The sequence below is a fragment of the Sphingobium sp. FG11 genome, assembly GCF_057809915.1.
In genome coordinates this window covers 71,263-93,656 of record NZ_JBMDKW010000001.1, presented here as the reverse complement: position 1 = coordinate 93,656, position 22,394 = coordinate 71,263, and the positions used below count along the sequence as shown (strand labels likewise).

Sequence of the window (22,394 nt, the reverse complement as noted above, 5' to 3'; positions counted from 1 at the left end):
AAAGACGATGGTAGCGGCGGCGGACCGTCGCTGTCGATGTCATTCCTCGTCGGGCGTCGTCAAATCCTGCGCCACTTTGGGATCGCGCAGCAGCTTGTCGATATGGCTGCCCTCGTCGAAACTGTCGTCGGCGAGGAATTTGAGCTTGGCGGCATATTTGAGCGCCATGCGATGCGCCACCTCGCGCTGGAGATAGGCGGTGTTGGTGCGCAGCGCCTTGAGCACCGCGTCCTCGTCGCGCCCCAGCAGCGGCTTGATGAAGATGGTCGCGTGGCGCAGGTCGGGCGACATGCGCACTTCGGTGACGCTGACGACATGCTTTGCCAGCACATCGTCATGCACGTCGCCCCGCGCGAGGATATCGGACAATATATGCCGCACCTGTTCGCCGACGCGAAGCAGACGGACGGACGGACCTTCGCCTTGATGGGCCATATTTTACCGCTCCCCCCTCCCCGCCAAGGGAGGGGTTCCAGAATGGATCACAGCGTCCGCACGCGCTCTTCGACCTCGAACAGTTCCAGCGTATCGCCCGCCTTGATGTCGTTAGTATCCTGAAGCACCGCGCCGCATTCCATGCCCGCGCGGACTTCGGACACATCGTCCTTGAAGCGCCGCAGCGAATGGATGACGGTCTTGGACACGATGACATCGTCGCGGGTGAGGCGCGCGTTGAGCCCCTTGCGGATAATGCCTTCCTTGACGAGCAGACCGGCGGCCTTGTCCTTCTTGCCGGCCGGGAAAACCTGCAACACTTCGGCGCGGCCGACGATGGTTTCGATCCGCTCCGGCGCGAGCTGGCCCGCCATTTCGTTGCGGACTTCCTCGATCAGGTCGTAGATCACGTCATAATAGCGCAACGACACCTTGTCCCGCTCGGCGAGCGGACGCGCCTTGGCATTGGGACGCACGTTGAAGCCGATCAGCGGCGCACGGCTGGCGGCGGCCAGCGTCACATCGCTCTCGGTGATCGCGCCGACGCCCGAATGCAGGATGCGCACCTTGATCTCGTCGGTGGAGATGCGGTTGAGCGAATTGACGATCGCCTCGACCGACCCTTGGACGTCGCCCTTGATGACCACCGGATACTCGATCATCGTCGTGTTCAGCGCCGAGAACATATGTTCAAAGCTGGTCGGCGCGTTGGTCGTCCGCTTCTTGGTCGCCTGTTCCTGACGATAGGATGCGACTTCGCGCGCTCTCGCCTCATTTTCCACCACGCTCAGCTGATCGCCGGCCATCGGCACGCCCGACAGGCCAAGGATCTCGACCGGGGTCGAAGGACCCGCGACCTTGATATTCTGGCCCTTGTCGTTGACGAGCGCGCGCACCTTGCCGCTTTCCGCACCGATGACGAAGGTGTCGCCAACCTTGAGCGTACCCTTGCGGACCAGCACGGTCGCGACCGCGCCACGGCCCCGGTCGAGCTGCGCTTCGATCACATTGCCTTCGGCGGGGCGATCGGGATTGGCCGACAATTCCATGACTTCGGCCTGCAACAGGATCTTTTCGATCAGCTCGTCCAGACCCGTCTTCTTGAGCGCGGATACTTCGACATCCTGCACGTCGCCGCCCATATCCTCGACCACGATCTCCTCGCTCAGCAGGCGCTCGCGCACCTTCTGCGGATTGGCTTCGGGCTTGTCGACCTTGTTGATCGCCACGATCATCGGCACACCGGCCGCCTTGGTATGGCGGATCGCCTCGATCGTCTGCGGCATCAGGCCGTCATCGGCCGCCACCACGAGGATGACGATATCGGTGACGTTCGCGCCACGCGCGCGCATTTCCGAAAACGCTTCATGGCCCGGCGTATCGAGGAAGGTGATGACATCGCCATTCTTGGTCGTCACCTGATAGGCGCCGATATGCTGGGTGATGCCACCGCTCTCGCCGGCCACGACATCGGTGCCGCGCAGCGCGTCGAGCAGGCTGGTCTTGCCATGATCGACATGGCCCATGATCGTGACCACGGGCGCACGATGCTTGAGCGTTTCGGGCGCATCGACATCGCCCTCAATCCCAGCTTCGACATCGGCTTCGGACACGCGCTGGATGCGGTGGCCGAATTCCTCGACCAGCAGTTCGGCGGTATCCTGATCGATCGGCTGGTTAAGCGTGACCGCAGTGCCCATCTTGAACAGCGACTTGACCAGATCCGCGCCCTTTTCGGCCATACGGTTGGCGAGTTCCTGCACCGTGATGCTTTCCGGCACGACGACGTCGCGCACCTGCTTCTCACGTTGCTGCGCGCCGCCCGCGAAATGGGCGCGGCGTTCCTTTTCACGCGCACGCTTGAGCGCGGCGAGGCTGCGGGCGCGGGCGCTGTCGTCGTCGGCGAGCGCCTTCGTCACGGTCAGCTTGCCGGCCTGGCGGCGATTATCTTCGCCACGCTTGGCGCGATCGGTCTTGGGTGGCTCGGGCCGCTTGATCGGCGCTACGGGCGTGAAGCGGCGCGGCGGCGGCGTGGTGGATGCGGTCGTCGGTGCCGCCTCCGGAGCGGCAGCCTCCTCGACCACAGGAGCAGCGGGAGCCGCAACAGCCTCGGGCGCGACAGGAGCGGCTGGCGCTTCTACGGCTGCGGGCGCGCTCTCGACCTTCGCATTTTCGGCAGGCGGATTTTCCGCGGCCTGACGAGCTTCCTCGCTGCGGCGCTTTTCATCCTCGGTGGCGGCCAGACGCGCCGCATCCTCGCGACGACGCGCGTCTTCGAGCGCGTTCATGCGCGACTCTTCGGCCTCGCGCAGCAGCTTGGCCTGCAATTCCTGACGCGACATCAGGCTGGACTGGGGCGCGGACGTCGGCCGGGGGGCCGGCTGCTGCGCGCGCGGCGGCGGCGCGGCGGGTACGGGCGCGGCGGCGACGGGCGCGGGCGTCGGATCGGGCTGGGGCGCGACGGCTGGCGCTTCGCCGGGCTTGCCCAGGATGCGGCGCCGCTTCACCTCGACCACGACCGTATTCTTGCGGCCATGGCTGAACTGCTGCTGCACCTGACCGGATTCCACGGTCCGCTTGATGCCCAGCGGCTTGCGACCCAGAACCGGCTTGTCTTCCTTGCTGTCACTCATACGACTGAACTTAACCCTTCACTTGCATCACCGGCCGGCATGTCCGCCGACGCATCATTTCATGCAACCTTGGCGCCCGGCGCATCGGCGGAGTCCTGCTCCCCCTGCACGGGCGCCTCGGTAGCGCAACCCAGATAGCTTTCCAAACGGCCCAGGGCCGCGCGCAGACGCATTGCCGCGCGCGAGTCGGTCACCGCGATATGGACGACATTATCGCGCCCCATTGCCATAGATAGGGCGTCGCGGTCCACAGGCAAGACGAGGCCGGCCAGATCCGTGCCCTCCGCTTCCTGTCCGACACGCAGCGCCTGATCCAATTTACGATTGCCGTCCGCCGCCGCATCGCCCGCGTGCAGCAGCAGATGGACGATGCCCTTGCGGCACGCCACCTCGATCTTTTCCGATCCGGTGAGCAGCATGGACGCCTTCGCCTCCAGCCCCAGCCGGTCGAGCAGCGCCTTGCGCAAGCCCGTTTCGATCAGGTCGGCCAGTCCATCGGGAAGATGCAGGTCGCCCGTCTTGAACGAACGGGCGAGCGCCCCTTTGAGCTTGCCCTTGGCCAGCGCGGTTTCGAGTTCGGCGCGTGTGACGCCGATCCACGCGCCGCGCCCCGGCGCCTTGGCGCGGATATCGGGCAGCACCTGTCCCTCGGGTCCCACCGCCAGCCGGACCAGCATGTCCGGGTCGGCCCGGTCGCCGGTCAATATGCATTTGCGTTCGGTCATGCCTGTCCCTCCGCGTTAACGGACGACCATGCAACCCCGAAGCTGTCGAGAGCGCCTAACCTCTCATTGGGGAGAGACCGCAGCATTGGCGTCCTCCCTTGGCTGGAGGTCTGGCCCTGGATGGGGGGCAGGCGCGCGATCGGCGAGCAACTGACCGCCAGCACCGTAATTTTCCGTCGACACTTCCGTAATGGTGACCTGCACCGCAGCCGCCGGCTTCCCGAGCCGCTCCATGAGCGACCGGGTGACGTCGGCGACCAGCGCGGCTTTCTGCTTGCGCGTGGCGGTGCCAGCCAGACGGATATCGACGAACGGCATGGGGATCAGGCTTCCTCGTCCTCGAACCAATGCGCGCGGGCGGCCATGATGATCTCATTGCCCTGCTCGTCCGACAGGCCATAGGCGGCGAGCACCCCGCCCTTGTCCTCGGTCGCTTCGGTCTTGCGGCGGCGCTGGTCGACGCGCTTCTTCTGCACCAGTTCGTCGGTGGCGAGATCGGCCAGATCGTCCAGCGTCTTGATGCCCGCCTTGCCCAGCGTCACCAGCATCGCTTCGGTCAGATGCGGAATTTCCGCCAGCGCATCTTCGACGCCCATCGCCTGACGCTCTTCGCGCGCGGCGGCTTCCCGGCGATCGAGCGCTTCCTGCGCGCGGTTCTGCAATTCGGCGGCGAGATCGTCGTCAAAGCCTTCGATCGAGGCCAGCTCGTCGATGCTGACATAGGCGACCTCTTCCAGCTCGCCAAAGCCTTCGGCGACCAGCAGCTGCGACAGCGTTTCGTCCACGTCCAGTTCGCTCTGGAACAGTTCGGAGCGGGTGACGAATTCCTTCTGGCGCTTCTCGCTGGCGTCGGCTTCGGTCATGATGTCGATCGCCTTGCCGGTCAGCTGACTGGCGAGACGGACATTCTGGCCGCGACGGCCGATGGCGAGGCTGAGCTGGTCGTCGGGAACGACGACTTCGATCCGCTCCTCTTCCTCATCGATGACGACGCGGCTGACCTGAGCGGGCTGAAGCGCGTTGACGACGAAGGTCGCCGTATCTTCGGACCAGGGGATGATGTCGATCTTTTCGCCCTGCATTTCCTGCACGACGGCCTGCACGCGACTGCCCTTCATGCCGACGCAGGCGCCGACCGGATCGATGCTGCCATCCCGGCTGATGACGCCGATTTTCGCGCGCGACCCCGGATCACGGGCAGCGGCCATGATGGTGATGACGCCATCATAGATTTCGGGGACTTCCTGCGCGAACAGCTTCTTCATGAATTCGGGATGCGCGCGGCTGAGGAAAATCTGCGGCCCGCGATTTTCGCGGCGCACATTGAGGATGACCGAGCGAATGCGGTCGCCGACGCGGACGACTTCGCGTGGAATCTGCTGGTCGCGGCGGATGACGCCTTCGGCCCGGCCGAGATTGACGACGACATGGCCGAATTCGACCGACTTGACGACGCCGGTGATGATCTCGCCCACGCGGTCCTTGAATTCCTCATGCTGGCGCTCGCGTTCGGCATCGCGGACCTTCTGGAAGATCACCTGCTTGGCCGACTGGGCGTCGATGCGGCCCAGATCGATGGCGGGCAGCGGATCGACGATAAAGTCGCCGACGACGGCGCCCTTTTGCAGCTTTTGCGCCGCCTTGACGTCGACCTGCTTGAAATAATCCTCGACCGTATCGACCACTTCCACGACGCGCCACAAGCGCAGGTCGCCGCTGTCCGGATCGAGCTTGGCGCGGATGTCGTTTTCGGCGCCGTAGCGGGCACGGGCCGCGCGCTGGATCGCGTCCTCCATCGCCTCGATGACGATCGCCTTGTCGATCATCTTTTCCGATGCGACGCTGTTGGCGATCGCGATCAGTTCGGCCCTGTTGGCGGAAATGGCGTTGGCCATGAGTTGTAAACCCTTATCCTTCGGTTTCGATTTCGTCCGCGCCTTCGGAAGACAGCGGCATGGTAGCAGAAATGAGCGCGTCGGTCAGCACCAGCTTTGCGCCCTCGATCAGTGCGAACGGGATGACGACATCGCCCACCTTCGTATCCTTGAACTGGATATCCTCGCCCTCGACCCCGCCGAGCACGCCCTTGAAGGTCTTGCGCCCGCCGATCGCCTCGGTCACGGTGATCCGCGCTTCGAACCCGCCCCATTCGACGAAGTCGTGAATGCGGGTGAGCGGCCGGTCGATGCCGGGCGAACTGACCTCCAGCCGATAGGCTTCCTCGATCGGATCGACCTCATCGAACAGATCCGACAGCCGGCGCGAAATCGTCATGCAATCTTCGATCACGAGCTGCCGCGTCTCGCGCCGCTCGGCCATGATCTGCAAGGTGCGTTCGTCGCCCGACCCGAACAGCTTCACGCGCACGAGATCAAAGCCCAAAGCCTTTACCTCGGGTTCGATCAACGCTGTCAGTTCGGCGATGTCCGCCATGCATGTCTCCGGCCAATAACTGCTCGTCGCCGCCGCGAGCTGTTGGCCCGCGACCCTGACATGTTTGACGATGTAAGGAAGCAAGGGCGCTATAGGCGGCAAGCACGCCGTCTGCAAGATTATTCGTGCGGCGCGGCCCCCGCCCGTTTCCTAGACCAGCCGGCTCTGCTTTACCGCCGCCTCGATGAAACTCGCGAAGAGCGGGTGCGGGTCGAACGGTTTGGACTTGAGTTCCGGGTGGAACTGGACGCCGACGAACCAGGGATGATCGGGCCGCTCGACGATTTCGGGCAGCATGCCGTCGGGCGACATGCCCGAGAAGATCAGGCCGCCCTTTTCCAGTGGCTCGCGATAGCCGGCATTGACCTCATAGCGATGGCGGTGCCGCTCGCTGATGTCGCCCGCGCCATAGATGCCCGCCACGACGCTGTTGCCGTCGAGCTTCGCCGGATAGGCGCCGAGCCGCATCGTGCCGCCAAGGTCGGTTTCCGCGGTGCGCTTCTGCAAACCTTCCGCGCTCATCCATTCGGTGATGAGGCCGACGACCGGCTCGGACGTCTCGCCAAATTCGGTGGTGGAGGCTTGGGCAATGCCCGCCGTGTTCCGCGCACCTTCGATGCAGGCCATCTGCATGCCCAGGCAAATGCCGAAGAAGGGCACGCCACGTTCACGCGCGAATCGGACGCTGGCGATCTTGCCCTCCGAACCGCGCACGCCGAACCCGCCCGGTACGAGGATGCCGTGCATCGGTTCCAGCCGGGAGGCGATATCCTCGCCCTCATCCTCGAACAGTTCGGCGTCGAGCCACTTCACATTGACCTTCACCCGGTTGGCGAAGCCGCCATGGGTCAGCGCCTCGTGCAGCGACTTGTAAGCGTCCGGCAGGCCGACATATTTGCCGACTACGCCGATCGTCACTTCGCCTTCCGGATTCTGCTGGCGATCCATGATATCGGCCCAGCGATCCAGCGTAGGGCTTGGCGCACCCTCGATGCCGAAGGCGCGCAACACTTCGATATCCAGCCCTTCGGCATGATATTGCGCCGGAACCGCATAGATGCTGCGGGCGTCGAGCGCCGGGATCACCGCTTCGGGGCGGACATTGCAGAACAGCGCGATCTTGCGCCGCTCGCTGTCGGGCAGCGGCTTTTCGCAGCGGCACAGCAGGATATCGGGCTGGATGCCGAGCGATGTCAGTTCCCGCACGCTATGCTGGGTCGGCTTGGTCTTCAGCTCGCCTGCCGCCGCGATATAGGGCACCAGCGTCACATGGACGAAGATCGACTGGCCGCGATCGAGATCGTTATGGAGCTGGCGGATCGCCTCCATGAAGGGCAGCGATTCGATATCGCCGACCGTGCCGCCGATTTCGCACAGCACGAAATCGAGGTCGTCGGTGTCGGCGGTGGCGAACGCCTTGATCTCGTCGGTGACGTGCGGGATCACCTGCACCGTCGCGCCGAGATAGTCGCCGCGCCGTTCCTTGGTGATGATCGTCTGGTAAACGCGCCCCTGCGTCACATTATCCGACTGGCGCGCCGACACGCCGGTAAAGCGCTCATAATGGCCAAGGTCGAGATCGGTTTCCGCGCCGTCGTCGGTTACATAGACTTCGCCATGCTGATAGGGCGACATCGTGCCCGGATCGACGTTGAGATAGGGATCGAACTTCCGGATTCGCACGCGATATCCACGCGCTTGCAGCAAGGCTGCAAGAGAGGCGGCCATAAGGCCTTTGCCAAGCGAGGAGACCACGCCGCCGGTGATGAAAATATACCGCGCCATGGGGGGTGAGGCTTAGCCTTATACAAACGAGTAGGGCAAGCGCGCGAATCCGCACGCCCGTAAAAATATCGCCGGATGCGACGAAAACTTAGTTGGCGAGCGGAACCGCGCCGTTGGACGCCGCGCCATTGCCGACCGAGCTGGCCGCGCCGGCCAGCGGATCGACGCTGCCGGGCGCGGGCTGCGGCCCAGCCGGAGCGGTGGTCACGGGCTTCACCAGCGACGTGTCGATCGTGCTCGGCGCATGGCGGGTCGAGGCGATCACCGCCAGCGCGACCGACAGGGTGACGAAAATCGTCGCCAGCACCGTGGTCGAGCGCGTCAGGAAATCCGCCGCGCCGCGCGCCGACATCAGGCCCGCCGGACTGCCACCCACGCCCAGACCGCCACCTTCCGAACGCTGCATCAGAATGACGGTGACGAGGCAGGCGGCAATGATGGCCTGCACGACGAGGAGGAAGGTGAACATGGGGTCGGTCGGGTCCGGGACAATGAAGTGATGGCGGGCACATAGCGGGGATGGGCCAGCGGTTCAACCTGCCCGGCCCATCCCGCCGAAAATCAGCCCGCCGCGGCGATCACCGGCTCGAACTTTGCGGCGGTCAGGCTCGCGCCGCCGACCAGCCCGCCATCGACATCGCCGATCGCCATCAGCTCGGCGGCATTGTCGCCGTTCATCGACCCCCCGTAGAGAATCCGCATCTTGTCCGCCTCCGCGCCGATCCGGCTGGCCAGCGCCGCGCGCAACGCGGCGTGCATCTGCGCCACCGCCTCCATGGTCGGAATACGGCCGGTGCCGATCGCCCAGATCGGTTCATAGGCGATCGCCAGCCAGTCCGCCGCCGCGCCCTGCGGCAGCGATGCGAGCAACTGCGCCGACACCACCGCTTCGGCATTGCCGGTATCGCGCACGTCCAGACTTTCGCCAATGCACAGGATCACCTTGAGGCCCGCTGCCCTGGCCGCCAGCGCCTTGGCCGCGATATGGGCGTCGGTTTCGCCCTGATCCTGCCGCCGCTCGCTATGGCCGACGATGACCCATTGCGCGCCCGCTTCGGCGAGCATCCGCGCCGACAGGCAGCCGGTGTGCGCGCCGGTTTCGTTCATATGGCAATCCTGACCGCCGATGAACGCGCCGCCGCTGGATTGCGTCGCCGCGAGGATCAGCGTCGCCGGCAGGCAAAGCCCGACCTCTACCGCCGGATGCGCCGCCGCGACCCGGCCGATCGCCTCCACTTCGGCCAGATGCGCGCGGATCCCGTTCATCTTCCAGTTACCGACCACCAGCTTGCGCCTGCTCATTGCCCGTCCATCCCTGTTGCCACTCATCTGCCCGCGCGATGGACGGCCCGAACCTATTTGTCCAGATCGCGCGTCATGGCGCACTTGCCGCCGCGCCGATCCCCGCCTAAAGCGTGCCGCCACATCTCCGCAGGTTCGGACGTTTCATGCTTTCAGTCTTTCGCCGCTTCGTCAGATCCAAATATGGTGCCTTCGCCGCCCTGCTCTTCCTGGGGGTGATCGCGTTCGCATTCATCGCCGGGGATATTAGCAGCGGCAAGTTCGGCGCATCGATCGGCGGCGGCGACACGGTGGCGAAAGCCGGCGGCGCGCGGCTTTCCTCAGCGGAATTTCAGGACCGGGTGCAGCGCGTGTTCGAAAATGCGCGCAAGGCCAATCCCGGCATGCAGATCGGCGATTTCCTGGCCCAGGGCGGCGCCCGCGAAGTTCTTGACCAGATGGTCGCATCGCTGACGCTCAAACAATATGCCAAGGATCAGGGCGTCCATATCAGCAAGCGGCTGGTCGATGCGCAGATCGCGCAGATCCCGGCGTTTCAGGATGCGGCGGGCAATTTCAGCCAGGACCTGTTTCGTCAGTTACTGCTGCGCGAACGCATCACCGAACAGGCCCTGCGCGACGATATCGCGCGCGAGATTCTCGCCAAGCAGATGCTTGGGCCGGTCGCGGTCGGCGTGAAGCTGAACAATAGTCTGGTGCTGCCCTATGCGTCCCTGCTGCTCGAAGCGCGTCAAGGCATGATCGCCGCGATCCCGGCCATGGCGTTCGTCGACGGCAAGGATCCTACCGACGCTCAGCTCGCGGACTTTTATCAGCGCAACGCCGCGCGTTTCACCATCCCCGAACAGCGCAAGATTCGCTATGCGGTGATCGACGCCGAACGTTTCGCGCAGGCCGCGCAGCCGACCGACGCGGAGATCGCGGCCTATTATAATCAGAACAAGGCGCGGTACGCCGCGAAGGAAAGCCGCAGCATCGAACAGCTGGTGCTGCCGACGCAGACCGCCGCCAAGGCCGTCGCCGATCAGGTAAAGGGCGGAAAGAGCCTCGCCGCCGCCGCGCAGGGTGCGGGCCTCGCCGTCGCGACCTTCGCCGACCAGAGTCGTGAGGCGCTGACCACGGCTGCTTCCGCCGCTGTCGCGACCGCCGCCTTCACCGCGAAGCAGGGTGAGCCGGTCGGGCCGGTTCGCGGTTCGCTCGGCTGGGTGGTGCTGCGCGTCACGGCGATCAAGGGCACGCCCGCGCGATCGCTGGACGCGGTGCGTGGCGAGATTGTGGAGGCCCTTCGCACCCAGAAGCAAAAGCAGTTGCTCACCGACTTTACCGGCAAGATCGAGGACCAGATCGCCAATGGCGGCACGTTCGACGAGGTGGTGAAGGATAATGGCCTGAAGCTGGAAACCACTCCGGCGCTGGTGGCGAACGGCAAGCAGGTGGAAAATCCGGCCTATGAGGCATCGCCCGACATCCGGCCGCTGCTCGGCCCCGTCTTTTCGATGAGCGCGGATGACGACGCGCAGTTGCTGCCGATCGTGGCGGACAAGCGCTACGCGCTGGCCGCGCCGGGGGACATCATCGCCGCCGCGCCACCGCCGCTCGCGAAGGTGAAGCCGCTGGTCATCGCCCAGTATAAACTCAACCTTGGCAATGAAAAAGCCAAGGCGCTGGCCGAGCAGATCCGGGCCAAGGTGGCCAAGGGCGCGAAGCTGGCCGACGCCATCGCCGCCGCCGGGGTGCGCCTGCCCGCGCCGCAAATGGTCGGCGGTCGCCGGGCCGACATCATGCGCGGCGACAAGCGTCCGCCCGCCGAAGTCGCGATCCTCTTCGCCATGGCGCCCAACACGGTCAAGACCCTGCCGATCGGGCAGGATCGCGGCACGTTCGTTGTCCAGCTCAACGCCATCAAGCGCGGCGATGCCGGTGGCCAGCCTGCCCTGCTCGGCCAGGTGCGCGATCAGCTGGGCGAGGTGGTCGGTCAGGAATATGGCCAGCAGTTCGAGCGCGCCATCGAAAAGCAGCTTGGCGTCACGCGCCGGGCGAGCGCGCTGTCGGACGTGGAACGCGCGCTCGGCGCGACCGGCAATCCTGCGCAATAAGGAGCCGCAGATGGGAGGCGATGAGCTGGTGACTGCGCGGGCCGCGCTGGGCGAGGGCCGTTCGGCGCTCATCTGGCGGCGGCAGATCGCCGACACCGATACCCCCATTTCCGCCGCGCTCAAGCTGTTCGAGCCGGATCGGGGCGACTTCCTGCTGGAGTCGGTGGAGGGCGGCGCGGTGCGCGGCCGTTACAGCCTGATCGGCCTTGCCCCCGACCTCGTCTTTCGTGCCGCCGGAACGAGCGCGGAGATCAATCGCCAGTGGGCGACGGATCGCGACGCCTTCGTGGCCGAGCGACGCCCCCCTCTGGATGCGTTGCGCGCGCTCGTTGCCGAATGCAGCGCTCACCTCGACCCCGCGCTTCCTCCCGCCTTGGCGTGTCTGGTGGGCTATTTCGGCTATGAGACGGTCGGGCTAGTCGAAAAACTGCCGCGCCCTGCTCCCAATCCGATCGCGCTGCCCGACATGCTGTTCGTGCGGCCGACCGTCATCCTCGTTTTCGACCGGCTTGCCGATGCGCTGTTCCTCGTCGCGCCGGTGTGGAAGGGCAGCTTCGATACGAGCGAAGCGGGGATCGAGCGGGCCATCGACGAGGCGCTGGAGCGGATCGACGCCACCGCAGCGCGGCTCGCCGCCCCGATCCCGGCGCAGGAACTCCCGGCCGAGATCGCCGACATCGCGGTTACACCCATGCTGGAGCCAGGCCGCTACGCCGCGATGGTGGAGCGCGCGAAGGACTATATCGTCGCCGGGGATATTTTTCAGGTCGTCCTCGCCCAGCGGTTCACCAGCCCCTTCACCCTGCCGCCGATCGCGCTGTACCGCGCGCTGCGCCGCATCAATCCTTCGCCCTTCCTCTATTATCTCGACCTGCCCGGCTTCGCGCTGATCGGGTCCAGCCCGGAAATTCTGGTCCGCGCACGGGATGGCGAAGTGACGATCCGGCCGATCGCCGGCACCCGTCCGCGCGGCAGGAATGCGGTCGAGGATGCCGCCCATCGCGAGAGCCTGCTGGTCGATCCCAAGGAGCGCGCCGAACATCTGATGCTGCTCGACCTGGGCCGCAACGATGTCGGCCGCGTCGCCACGGCGGGCAGCGTGACCGTGACCGACAGCTATGGCATCGAATTTTACAGCCATGTCATGCACATGGTGTCCAACGTCGTCGGTCGCCTGTCGCCGGACAAGGATGCGCTCGACGCGCTGTTCGCGGGCTTCCCCGCAGGCACGGTATCGGGAGCGCCCAAGGTGCGGGCGTGCGAGATCATCGCCGAACTGGAACCGGAAACGCGCGGCGCCTATGCGGGCGGCGTCGGCTATTTCGGGCCGGACGGCAATATGGACAGCTGCATCGTCCTGCGCACCGCCGTCCTCAAGGATGGGGTCATGCATGTGCAGGCGGGCGCGGGCATCGTCGCCGATTCGACGGCCGAATATGAACAGCGCGAATGCGAGGCAAAGAGCCGCGCCCTGCTCGCCGCCGCCCACGAAGCCGTCGAACTGGCCCGCAGCGCCCGCTTCGGTCAATAAGGGGACGCTGCGATAGGCGGATTTACTCCGCTTCCTCCACCGGCGCGCCGGGGCCGTTCTTCAGCACCGAATCGATGGCGTTCCGGGCGCCAGCCTTGCTGGCATAGCCCTCCGTCCAGAAGATCGTTTCGCTGTTATATTTGAACTTGGCGACGAACTCGCCGGCCTTGTTCTTTTCGATCACGAACTTGTGCGCCATGGTCATGCTCCTTGCCGTCACGTCAGAAACCGCGCCGGAGAATAGAGCGCGGCGTCGAGGCTGGCAATCGCCGGCGTACGTGCGGTCCCTGTCATCAGGCCGGATGCCAGCATCGCGGCGGCGGGGGCCGTCTGGATGCCGAAGCCGCCTTGCCCCGCGAACCAGAAAAAGCCGGGTACGACCGGATCGTATCCATAAACGGGCGCGCGATCGGGCGCGAAGCTGCGGAGGCCCGCCCATTTATGTTCTATCGCCGCGATCGGCCAATCAACCACTGTGCCGAACCGCTCGATCGCCTCGGCCACGGCCAGTTCCTCCGGCGCGGCATCGCCCGGCTCGGCGGGCGCTTCGTCATGTGGGGTCAGCCAGATGCGCCCCTCCCCCGCGGGCTTGAAGTAAAAGCCACCGGCGAGATCCATGACGAGCGGCAGATCGGGCGTCGGCATGGACGGCACGCGCAACTGGACCACCGTGCGGCGTAGCGGCCGGATGCCGATGGGTTCGACGCCGCATGACCGGGCAACGCCATCCGCCCAGGCCCCGGCGGCATTGACGATCAGGCCGCATTCGATCGTCCCGCCGCTGGTTTCGAGACGCCAGCCATCCGCACCGCCGCGCGCGCGATGGAGCATGGTCGCCAGCCTGATCTCTCCGCCCAGCAGGCGGATGCCGCGCAGGCAGGCCTGATGCAAGGCATGGACATCGATATCCTGACAGCTTGGCTCCAGCAGCCCGATCGTCCATGCGGGGCGCAATCCCGGCACGATCTGGCGCGGCGAGACCGGCAGCAGATCGACCTTGCCCGCATAATCCCGCAACAGCCGCTCACAGGCAGGGCGATCATCGTCGCGCCCGATATGCAGGGTCCGGCGCGGCGACAGGAAGCCGCGCTCGGAAAAAGCCGGATCAGGCGAGGACAGCATTTTTTCCGAGGCGCTCGTCAGTGGCTGGATGGCCGGACCGCCATAGGTTTCTTCCCAGAAGGCGACCGAGCGCCCGGTGGCGTGATAGCCAGCGCTGTCCTCCATTTCGAGGATCATCACCTTCGCATCCTGAGCCAGCATCGCGCCAAGACTCGCCCCCGCTATGCCGCCACCGATGATGACGATATCGGGCCTCAAGGCGCAACATCGTCCAGAAAGGCGTCGATGCGCGCCAAGGCGTTGAGACGAACCGGATCGAGTTCGCGCAATAATTCGTGCGCCGCTTCCTTGCCATAAAGGTGCAGGCGCGCATCGGGAATGTGCCGGACCATCCGCTCGATGGCAGCGGTCGAGACCAGTTGGTCCGCCCGCGTCGCCAGCACGAGCAACGGGGTTGCGATCCGCCTCAGGCCGCCACCGGCCTCCAGCGCGTGCGTCGAATCGAGCGCCTGCGCGACCCAGGTCCAGCTGGGAGGCCCAAGGGCCACCTCACGGCTATGGTCCCGCCACCATAGTTCATCCGCATAGCGTTCGGGGTCGTGGGTCAGGCGTTTCTGGCGCAGCGCCCTCTGGCGCTCAGACGTTTCATTCTGGGTCCAGGCCCTTCGAGCGGCAAAGCCAAGCCGGCACATAAGCCCGGCCAGCGCCACCGCGACCCAGCGCGGCATTGGGGCCGTATGCAGCCCGAGCATCGGCGCGACCGTGACGGCGGCATCCGGCGCGACCATCCCTTCGGCGAGCGCCCGCAGCAGCAGATGTCCGCCCATGCTGTGCGCCACGATCGCGGTGGGACCATCCCCGGCCGCTCGCCAGTCCGCGACGAAGGCGTTCAGATCCCCGATCCACTGGCCGAAATCCGCGATATGGCCGGTGAGCGGATCGTCGGTCAGCCGTCCGGAGCCGCCCTGCCCCCGCCAGTCGAAGCTCGTCACCGCCCAGCCCCGTTCCGCCCAATGATGGATGACTTCCAGATATTTTTCGATCATGTCGCCACGACCGCCCAGAATGAGCATCCGCCCCCGCGCGCCCGATCCGAGCGTGTAGCGGCGCAGCGGCCAGCCATCGCCCGCCAGCCAATAGTCGAGCCGCCCTCCCATCGGCCAGGCTCGCCGGTCGAAAACAGATGCGGCGAAAGTCGGGGAAAAGGACGCGGGCGAATCCATGCGCGGCATGGTTACGCTTTGGTAAGTCATATGGTCTAGACCCCAATCCCCATGATCGCGGAATATTTCAAGCTGGCGCTGATGAGCGTTCTTGTCGCGCTGCTGATAATCGCGGCGGTCACCGATCTGCGGTCGCGGATCATATCGAACCGGCTGAATATCGTGATCGCGCTGCTTGCGCCGCTTTGGTGGCTTGCCTGTGGCTTGCCGCTCTGGCCCGGCATCGCGGCGCAAATCCTGACCGGGCTTGTGATACTCGGCCTGTTCGCGGGCCTGTTCGCGCTCGGATGGATGGGGGGCGGCGACGTAAAACTGCTTGGCGCTCTCGCTCTCTGGTTCCCGTGGCAGGCGGTTGTGTCGCTGCTGGTGCTGATGGCGGTGCTTGGCGGCGTCGTCACCATCGTCACCGTAATCCACCACCGCCTGACCAAAAGGCTGGGTCAGCCCGAGATTCCGTATGGAGTGGCTATTTCCCTGGCGGCCCTGTGGCTGCTTGGCGAACGTTATTTTAACCATTTTGCGTGATGAGTGGGTGCTAGGGGGCACTGTACCCGCTTGAGGGAGGCGAATTTCGTCATGGATGCAAAGAAAATCGTGCTGTTGGTGGGGGCGCTTATCATAGCGATCACTACAGCTCTGCTGGCGCGCAGCATGCTCAGTTCTTCGAGCACGCCGCAAGTAAGCGCCGCGGCGATGCCGGATGCCGATCAGCCGCATGTGCTGGTCGCGACCAAGGCGCTGCCGGTCGGCACCATCCTTGACGCGGAAAGCTTCCGCTTCCAGCCCTGGCCCAAGGACCTGATCGAACAGGCCTATTATCTCAAGGGTCAGGCCGATCCCAGCAAGCTCGCCGGCAGCGTCGTGCGCAATGCGATCTCCGCCGGTCAGCCGGTGACGCAAGGATCGGTCATCAAGCCGGGCGACCGTGGCTTCCTGGCGGCGGCGCTTGGCCCCGGCATGCGAGCCGTGACGGTGCCCGTGTCCGCGCAAAGCTCGGTCGCGGGCTTCGTCTTTCCCGGCGACCGTGTCGACCTCGTCCTGACGCAGAGCGTGACGGGCGGCGGCGACGGCTCTCCTCTTAAAGTGTCCGAAACCATCCTGCGCAACCTGCGCGTTCTGGCGACCGACCAGCGCACCGATGCGATGGGGCCGGACGGCAAACCCGTCGTGCAGACCTATTCCAACGTCACCATCGAAGTGACGCCCAAGATCGCCGAAAAGATCGCGGTCGCTCAGACGGTCGGCTCGCTGTCGCTGTCGCTGCGGTCCATCGCCGATACGGCGTCCGATCTGGATGCCGCGATCGCTGGAAGCGACGTGCCGCTGCCCGACGGCAGCGATCCCAAGGCGGAAAAGTCGATCATCGCCAAGCTGGCTTCGCGGCCCGTGGATCGTGGGTCAACCTTCTCCACCGGCGCGGACGTGTCGCGTTACCAGCGCAGTTCCGTCCCCGCCAAGCCGGACGCGGCCATGCCCCCGATGATGGGTCCCAATGGCCCGATCGTCGGCGCGGCCCCGCCCAGGGGACCAGTCATCCGCATCGCTCGCGGCACCAACGTGACCGAAGTTTCGGTCGGGGGGAAATGAGATGAAGACCATCCACACATTCGCCCGGCGCCCGGCCCAACGCAAGGCCAAGTCGATCGTCGGTCCGGCGATTGCACTAAGCCTGGCCATGGCGCTGACCGCGATACCCACAACGGCGCTCAACGCCGCCCCATCCTCCACGCAGGACAATGCGATCCTGATGTCGGTCGGCGGCAGCCGGGTCATCAACCTGTCCGCGAAAATGTCGGACGTGGTGATCGGCAATCCCGATGTGGTCGACGTTCATGTCCGCTCGCAGAACCAGCTCTACCTGATCGCCAAAAAGCCCGGTGAAACCACCGTGTTCGCGACGGCGACCAATGGCAAGGTGCTGTTTTCCGGCACGGTTCGCGTCGGCAACAACCTGACCAGCATCGATGATATGCTGCGGCTGGCGATGCCTGGCGCGAACATCGCGGTCAACAAGATGAACGGCATGGTCCTGCTGACCGGCACGATCAAGGCGCCCGAGGACGCTGCCGAAGCCGAGCGTCTGACGCAGGCCTTCGTCGGCAAGGATGTGACCGTGGTCAGCCGTCTGTTGATGGCGACGCCATTGCAGGTGATGTTGCAGGTCAAGATCGCCGAGGTATCGCGCGATCTGGTTCACAAGATTGGCACAAATGTCACCGGGCTGGGCACGGGTTCCGGCAGCTTTTCCGGCTATTTGGGGCGCTCCACCCGCGGCGCTATCACCGACAATGGCGGTGTACCTGGCTTACCGGGTGACATCACGCGCTCGGTCACTTTCAATCAGCCGAACGACAGTTCCACGACCGTCGGCTTTCTGGCCAAGCTGTTTGGTATGGATGTCGCAGGCGCGCTCGATCTCGCCGAGAATAGCGGCCTTGCAACATCACTCGCTCAACCCAACCTGACCTCATTGTCAGGCGAAACGGCCAGCTTCTTGGCAGGCGGCGAATATCCGTACACGGTCAACAACGGTCCTTCGTCGGGTAACAGCATCGAATTCAAGCAATATGGCGTGCAACTCGCGTTTACGCCGACCGTGCTGGCCGACGGCCGCATTTCGCTGCGGGTTCGTCCGACCGTGTCCAGCCTCGACTTCACGGTCAGCGCGACCGTTCCTGCGCTCAAGAGCCGCACGGCCGAAACCACGGTCGAATTGGGTTCCGGTCAGGCGTTCATGATCGCCGGTCTGCTCAGCAACGACAGCAGCAACGCGATCAGCAAGGTGCCGGGCATCGGCAACATCCCGATCCTAGGCAGCCTGTTCAAGTCGCGGTCTTTCCAGCGCAACGAGACCGAACTGGTCATCGTCGTCACCCCCTATCTGGTGAAGCCGATGAATGCTTCGGACGTGCGCCTGCCGACCGACGGGTTCCGCAACGCCGATATCGGCCAGGGCCTGTTGCTTCAGCAGGGGTCCGATGGCGTCAGCGGCAAACAGGGTGAAAAGCCGACGCGCGCGCCGGGTTCGCCAGTTCCCATATCGAACGGGCCGCAGGCTTCCGCAGCGCTGCCGCCCGTCGCCGTGCGCGACGAAGGCAAGCGCTCCAGCAAGTCGGGCGGCGCCGCCCCCGGCTTCAGCTTCTGACCGAAGGACGAAAGAGATGATTTCTATGTCCGGCATGACCACTCTTCGCATCGGTGCGCTCGCCCTTCTGGCGTTGCCGCTCGCGGCCTGCGAGACCAGCGTCAATCGCAGCGTGGAATCGATCCACCAGCCGGTGGTGAGCTACACATCCTACACATTCGACGTGATGTCGGGCCGCGACGGCAATCTGCCGTCTTACGAAGCCCGGCGGCTCAACGACTGGTTCGCCTCCATCAACCTGTCCTATGGCGACCAGATCGCGATCGTGACCGACAGCGGCACATATAGCTCCGGCCTGCGCGATGGCATCGCCGATCTGGTGGCGCGGCACGGGCTGCTCGTGGGAGAGGACAGTTCGGCGGCGGCCGGCGCTGCACCTGACGGCGCCGTCCGCCTGATCGTTCGCCGTGCGAGCGCCAAGGTGCCCGGCTGCCCCGACTGGAGCACGAAGAGCGAGACCGATCCGGAGCTTGGCACTTCGTCCAATTTCGGCTGCGGCGTGAACAGCAATCTCGCCGCCATGGTCGCCAACCCCGAAGATCTCGTGCGCGGCCAGACCAGTGACAGCGAGCTGCGCACCGCCACGTCGAACCGCGCGATCGCCACTTACCGGGACAAGACGCCGACCGGGTCCGGCGACCTCAAGACAATCGAAGGAGGCAAGTGAGATGAACGCTCCCTGGAAGCCTGGCCATGCCGGACCGCGTGATCCCTTCCATGCCTTCGTCTGCGACGATCACAGCTTCGATGTGCTGCGCTCGGTGGCGGCCGATCTCGGCTGGGCGCCTGAAAAGGTGAACAAGGGCGGCATGCGCAATGCCGTCCAAAGCCTGTCGATCACCGCAAGCCCGCAGATTTTGTTCGTCGATATGTCCGAAAGCGGCGATCCGCTGAACGACATCAACAGCCTTGCCGAAGTGTGCGAGCCGGGGACGGTGGTGATCGCCGCCGGGCAGGTCAATGACGTGCGTCTGTATCGCGATCTCGTCGCGAGCGGCATTCAGGATTATCTGCTCAAGCCCTTCGGCGCCGATCAGGTCCGCGATGCGCTGACGCAGGCGCAGGCCGTGTTTCTGGCACCGCGCGACGCCGCACCGGAACGGCCGCATATGACCGTAGCTGTCATCGGCACGCGCGGCGGCACCGGCGCATCCAGCATCGCAACATCGCTTGCCTGGATGATGAGCGAAAAGAAAAAGCGCGCCACGGCGCTGCTCGACCTCGACGTCCATTTCGGCACCAACGCGCTGGCGATGGACCTGGAGCCGGGTCGTGGCCTGACCGACGCGATCGAAAATCCCAGCCGCATCGACGGCCTGTTCATCGAGCGCGCGATGGTGCGGGCGAGCGATACGCTGGCGATCCTGTCCGCCGAAGCGCCGATCAGCCAGCCGATACTGACCGACGGTGGCGCATTCTATCAGCTGCTGGAGGAATTTCGCGCCGCATTCGAATGCAGCGTCATCGATCTGCCGCGCAATATGCTGGTCCAGCACCCGCACCTCGCGAACGACGTCGATGTGACACTGGTCGTGACGGAACTGACCCTGGCTGCGGCGCGCGATTCGATCCGCATCCTGTCCTGGCTGAAAACGCACGCCCCGCAATCGCGCGTGCTGGTGGTCGCCAACCGGGTGCATCCCGGCGCGCCCGAAATCACGCGCAAGGATTTCGAACAGTCGATCGAACGCAAGGTCGATGTCGTCATTCCGTTCGACCTCCGCATCGCCGCTCAGGCGGCGAAACTGGGCAAGACGCTGGCGGAAACCGCCAAGGGCAGCAAGGTCGGTGCGGCCTGCACCACGCTGTTTGAAGCCGTGGCCGGTGTGAGCGTGGACGAGAATTCTGCCGGAGGCGCAAAGGTCGCACGTAAGAAAAGCGACTCGCTGCTTGGCAAGATCGGCGACTTCAGGGGAATGATCCCTTCGCGGCGCAAGGCCAGCGCACTGGAAGATTGACCGGGCGCGCCGCCACAAGGCGGCGTGATTTCCCCAGCGGACGGGCGGATTTATGGACGGCAAGATCATCCTGATGGCGATACTGGTGATGGCTCTTATGGGCCTGATCTACATGGCCTTCGCCGGTCCCTCGCCCGAAGCGGCGCGCAAGCGCCGGATAGCGCTGATCCGGGGCCGTCACAGCGATTCTGCGGAAGCCCTTCTGGAAGCGCGCATGCGCAAGGCGATCTCCAACCGGGCCACCGGCGCGGACGCCACGATGCTGGTGTCGCTTATCCCCAACCCCGAAAATCTGGCCAAACGCATCCGCATGACGGGCAAGAAGTGGACGCTCAGCCAATATATGGGGGCCAGCGCCGCCATTGTCCTTGGCGTCGCCGCGCTGCTCATGATCCGCGGTTTCCCGCCGCTGTTCGCGGTGATGCTCGGTCTGGCCGCCGGTCTCGGCCTGCCGCACTGGTGGGTCGGGCGGATGATCGCCAAACGGATTAATAAATTCAACGCCAAGTTCCCCGATGCGCTGGAATTGCTGGTGCGTGGCCTGCGGTCCGGATTGCCGATCGCCGAAACGCTCGGCATCGTTTCCAGCGAGGTTCCGGGGCCGCTTGGCGAAGAGTTCAAGCTCATCACCGAACGCATCAAGATCGGCCGGACGATGGAGCAGGCTTTGCAGGAGACCGCCGACCGGCTGGGCACGGCCGAATTCCAGTTCTTTGTCATCACCCTGGCGATCCAGCGGGAAACGGGTGGCAATCTGGCCGAAACCCTGTCCAACCTCGCCACGGTGTTGCGTCAGCGCGCGCAGATGAAGCTCAAAATCCGCGCCATGTCGTCGGAATCCAAAGCGTCGGCCTATATTATCGGCGCCCTGCCTTTTCTGGTGTTCGCCATGATCAGCTACATCAATTTCAACTATATGAGTTCGTTCTACACACCGGACCCGGCGGGCACCTTCGGGCTTAGCCTGATGCAGATCATCGGTATCGGCGGCATGTGCTGGATGGGTATCGGCGCCTTCATCATGTCCCAAATGATCAATTTCGAAATTTGACGGGGAGCGCAGAGATCATGGACGGCCCCACCCCCACCGGCACTTTGTTCGGCCTGACCGCGACCGATTTCGGCACGCTGCTGGCCGCGCTGGCGACGCTTGCGACGCTGTTCGCGCTCTATGCCGTCATGACGGTGCGCGATCCGATGGCCAAGCGCGTGAAGGCGCTGAACGAACGCCGGGAGCAGCTCAAGGCCGGGATCACCGCATCCACCGCCAAGCGCCGCGCGAAGCTGGTCAAGAAGAACCAGACCACGGACAATATGCGGTCGTTCCTCTCCAGCCTCAAAGTGTTGCAGGACGACCAGCTCAAGGACGCGCAGATTCGCCTGGCGCAGGCCGGCATCCGCTCGAAGGACTGGGCGGTCGCCGTCATCTTCGGTCGCATGATCCTGCCGATCGTTGTGGGCGGCTTTGCGGCCATCATGCTGTATGGCGTGGGCGCGATGCCCGACTGGGGTGGCGGAAAGCGTTTCGCGGCATTCGCGATCGCGCTTCTGCTCGCCTACAAAGCGCCAGATATCTTCATCAACAACAAGCTGCAAAAGCGATCCGCCGCCATCCGCAAGGGGCTTCCCGACGCGCTCGATTTGCTGGTCATCTGCGCCGAGGCCGGGCTGACGGTCGACGCCGCCTTCAATCGCGTGGCGCGTGAACTGGGCAAGGCCTATCCCGAGCTGGGCGATGAATTCCAGCTTACCGCCATCGAACTCAGCTTCCTGACCGAACGGCGCATGGCGTTTGAAAATCTGGCTACCCGCGTCAAGCTCGACGCGGTGAAGGGCGTGGTCACGACCATGATCCAGACCGAAAAATATGGTACGCCGCTGGCGTCCGCACTGCGCGTGCTATCCGCGGAATTCCGCCATGAGCGCATGATGCGGGCGGAAGAAAAGGCCGCGCGCCTGCCGGCGATCATGACGGTGCCGCTGATCCTGTTCATTCTGCCCACGCTGTTCGTGGTCATTCTGGGTCCGGCGGCCTGCTCGATCAGCAAGGCGTTCTGATAACGACC

General features: G+C 64.9%; 21 protein-coding genes. 9 read left to right on the top strand and 12 right to left on the bottom strand.

What is annotated here, in order from left to right:
* Positions 1-39: 39 nt before the first annotated feature.
* From rbfA to tpiA, 9 genes are all read right to left on the bottom strand, one after another.
* A complete protein-coding gene (gene rbfA / locus ACODSN_RS00495) occupies positions 40-435 on the bottom strand; it encodes a 30S ribosome-binding factor RbfA (protein ID WP_489052282.1) in 396 nt (131 codons plus the stop codon).
* Positions 436-482: 47 nt separating this feature from the next.
* Complete coding sequence (gene infB, locus ACODSN_RS00490) at positions 483-3,068, bottom strand: translation initiation factor IF-2 (RefSeq protein WP_489052281.1); 2,586 nt, start codon at positions 3,066-3,068, stop codon at positions 483-485.
* Positions 3,069-3,127: 59 nt separating this feature from the next.
* On the bottom strand, positions 3,128-3,793 hold the full coding sequence (locus ACODSN_RS00485; RefSeq protein ID WP_489052279.1) for a DUF448 domain-containing protein: 666 nt from the start codon (positions 3,791-3,793) through the stop codon (positions 3,128-3,130).
* Positions 3,794-3,856: 63 nt separating this feature from the next.
* A complete protein-coding gene (locus ACODSN_RS00480) occupies positions 3,857-4,111 on the bottom strand; it encodes a tautomerase family protein (protein ID WP_489052278.1) in 255 nt (84 codons plus the stop codon).
* 5 nt (positions 4,112-4,116) lie between these two features.
* A complete protein-coding gene (gene nusA, locus ACODSN_RS00475; RefSeq protein WP_489052277.1) occupies positions 4,117-5,688 on the bottom strand; it encodes a transcription termination factor NusA in 1,572 nt (523 codons plus the stop codon).
* 13 nt (positions 5,689-5,701) lie between these two features.
* Positions 5,702-6,226 (bottom strand): ribosome maturation protein RimP, encoded by a 525-nt coding sequence (gene rimP, locus ACODSN_RS00470; protein ID WP_489052275.1) that lies wholly within the window; start codon positions 6,224-6,226, stop codon positions 5,702-5,704.
* Positions 6,227-6,376: 150 nt separating this feature from the next.
* On the bottom strand, positions 6,377-8,011 hold the full coding sequence (pyrG, locus tag ACODSN_RS00465) for a CTP synthase (protein ID WP_489052273.1): 1,635 nt from the start codon (positions 8,009-8,011) through the stop codon (positions 6,377-6,379).
* Between the two features lie 88 nt (positions 8,012-8,099).
* Positions 8,100-8,480: a preprotein translocase subunit SecG gene (secG, locus tag ACODSN_RS00460; RefSeq protein ID WP_489052272.1), complete on the bottom strand. Its 381-nt coding sequence runs from the start codon at positions 8,478-8,480 to the stop codon at positions 8,100-8,102.
* Positions 8,481-8,572: 92 nt separating this feature from the next.
* On the bottom strand, positions 8,573-9,313 hold the full coding sequence (tpiA, locus tag ACODSN_RS00455; RefSeq protein WP_489052271.1) for a triose-phosphate isomerase: 741 nt from the start codon (positions 9,311-9,313) through the stop codon (positions 8,573-8,575).
* A 146-nt stretch (positions 9,314-9,459) separates the two neighbouring features.
* Here tpiA and ACODSN_RS00450 point away from each other — a divergent pair, with 146 nt between their 5' ends.
* Together ACODSN_RS00450 and trpE are read left to right on the top strand one after the other, a co-directional pair.
* Positions 9,460-11,409 (top strand): peptidylprolyl isomerase, encoded by a 1,950-nt coding sequence (locus ACODSN_RS00450; RefSeq protein ID WP_489052270.1) that lies wholly within the window; start codon positions 9,460-9,462, stop codon positions 11,407-11,409.
* A gap of 10 nt (positions 11,410-11,419) precedes the next feature.
* Complete coding sequence (gene trpE / locus ACODSN_RS00445; protein WP_489052269.1) at positions 11,420-12,940, top strand: anthranilate synthase component I; 1,521 nt, start codon at positions 11,420-11,422, stop codon at positions 12,938-12,940.
* Positions 12,941-12,962: 22 nt separating this feature from the next.
* Here the strand turns inward: trpE and ACODSN_RS00440 are convergent, their stop codons facing one another.
* From ACODSN_RS00440 to ACODSN_RS00430, 3 genes are read right to left on the bottom strand one after another with little or no spacing between them, the layout of a single operon-like run.
* Positions 12,963-13,139, bottom strand: coding sequence for a YegP family protein (locus ACODSN_RS00440; protein ID WP_489052268.1), 177 nt, complete (start codon positions 13,137-13,139; stop codon positions 12,963-12,965).
* A 17-nt stretch (positions 13,140-13,156) separates the two neighbouring features.
* On the bottom strand, positions 13,157-14,260 hold the full coding sequence (locus ACODSN_RS00435; protein ID WP_489052267.1) for an NAD(P)/FAD-dependent oxidoreductase: 1,104 nt from the start codon (positions 14,258-14,260) through the stop codon (positions 13,157-13,159).
* Positions 14,257-15,234, bottom strand: coding sequence for an alpha/beta fold hydrolase (locus ACODSN_RS00430; protein ID WP_489052265.1), 978 nt, complete (start codon positions 15,232-15,234; stop codon positions 14,257-14,259). The genes ACODSN_RS00435 and ACODSN_RS00430 overlap by 4 nt, the downstream gene beginning before the upstream one ends.
* 42 nt (positions 15,235-15,276) lie before the next feature.
* Between ACODSN_RS00430 and ACODSN_RS00425 the strand changes: the two genes are divergently transcribed.
* Genes ACODSN_RS00425 through ACODSN_RS00395 form a run of 7 tightly spaced genes read left to right on the top strand, consistent with a single transcriptional unit; the run spans position 15,277 to position 22,386 of the window.
* On the top strand, positions 15,277-15,750 hold the full coding sequence (locus ACODSN_RS00425; protein WP_489052263.1) for an A24 family peptidase: 474 nt from the start codon (positions 15,277-15,279) through the stop codon (positions 15,748-15,750).
* 51 nt (positions 15,751-15,801) lie between these two features.
* Positions 15,802-16,812, top strand: a complete 1,011-nt coding sequence (cpaB, locus tag ACODSN_RS00420; protein ID WP_489052261.1) for a Flp pilus assembly protein CpaB — start codon at positions 15,802-15,804, stop codon at positions 16,810-16,812.
* A 1-nt stretch (position 16,813) separates the two neighbouring features.
* On the top strand, positions 16,814-18,370 hold the full coding sequence (locus tag ACODSN_RS00415) for a type II and III secretion system protein family protein (protein ID WP_489052259.1): 1,557 nt from the start codon (positions 16,814-16,816) through the stop codon (positions 18,368-18,370).
* Positions 18,371-18,386: 16 nt separating this feature from the next.
* Entirely contained in the window at positions 18,387-19,037 is a 651-nt protein-coding gene (locus ACODSN_RS00410) for a CpaD family pilus assembly protein (protein WP_489052257.1), read from the top strand.
* Position 19,038: 1 nt separating this feature from the next.
* Positions 19,039-20,328, top strand: a complete 1,290-nt coding sequence (locus tag ACODSN_RS00405; RefSeq protein ID WP_489052256.1) for a CpaE/TadZ family protein — start codon at positions 19,039-19,041, stop codon at positions 20,326-20,328.
* A 52-nt stretch (positions 20,329-20,380) separates the two neighbouring features.
* Positions 20,381-21,379: a type II secretion system F family protein gene (locus ACODSN_RS00400; RefSeq protein ID WP_489052254.1), complete on the top strand. Its 999-nt coding sequence runs from the start codon at positions 20,381-20,383 to the stop codon at positions 21,377-21,379.
* 17 nt (positions 21,380-21,396) lie between these two features.
* Positions 21,397-22,386, top strand: coding sequence for a type II secretion system F family protein (locus ACODSN_RS00395; RefSeq protein WP_489052252.1), 990 nt, complete (start codon positions 21,397-21,399; stop codon positions 22,384-22,386).
* The last annotated feature ends 8 nt before the right edge of the window (positions 22,387-22,394 follow it).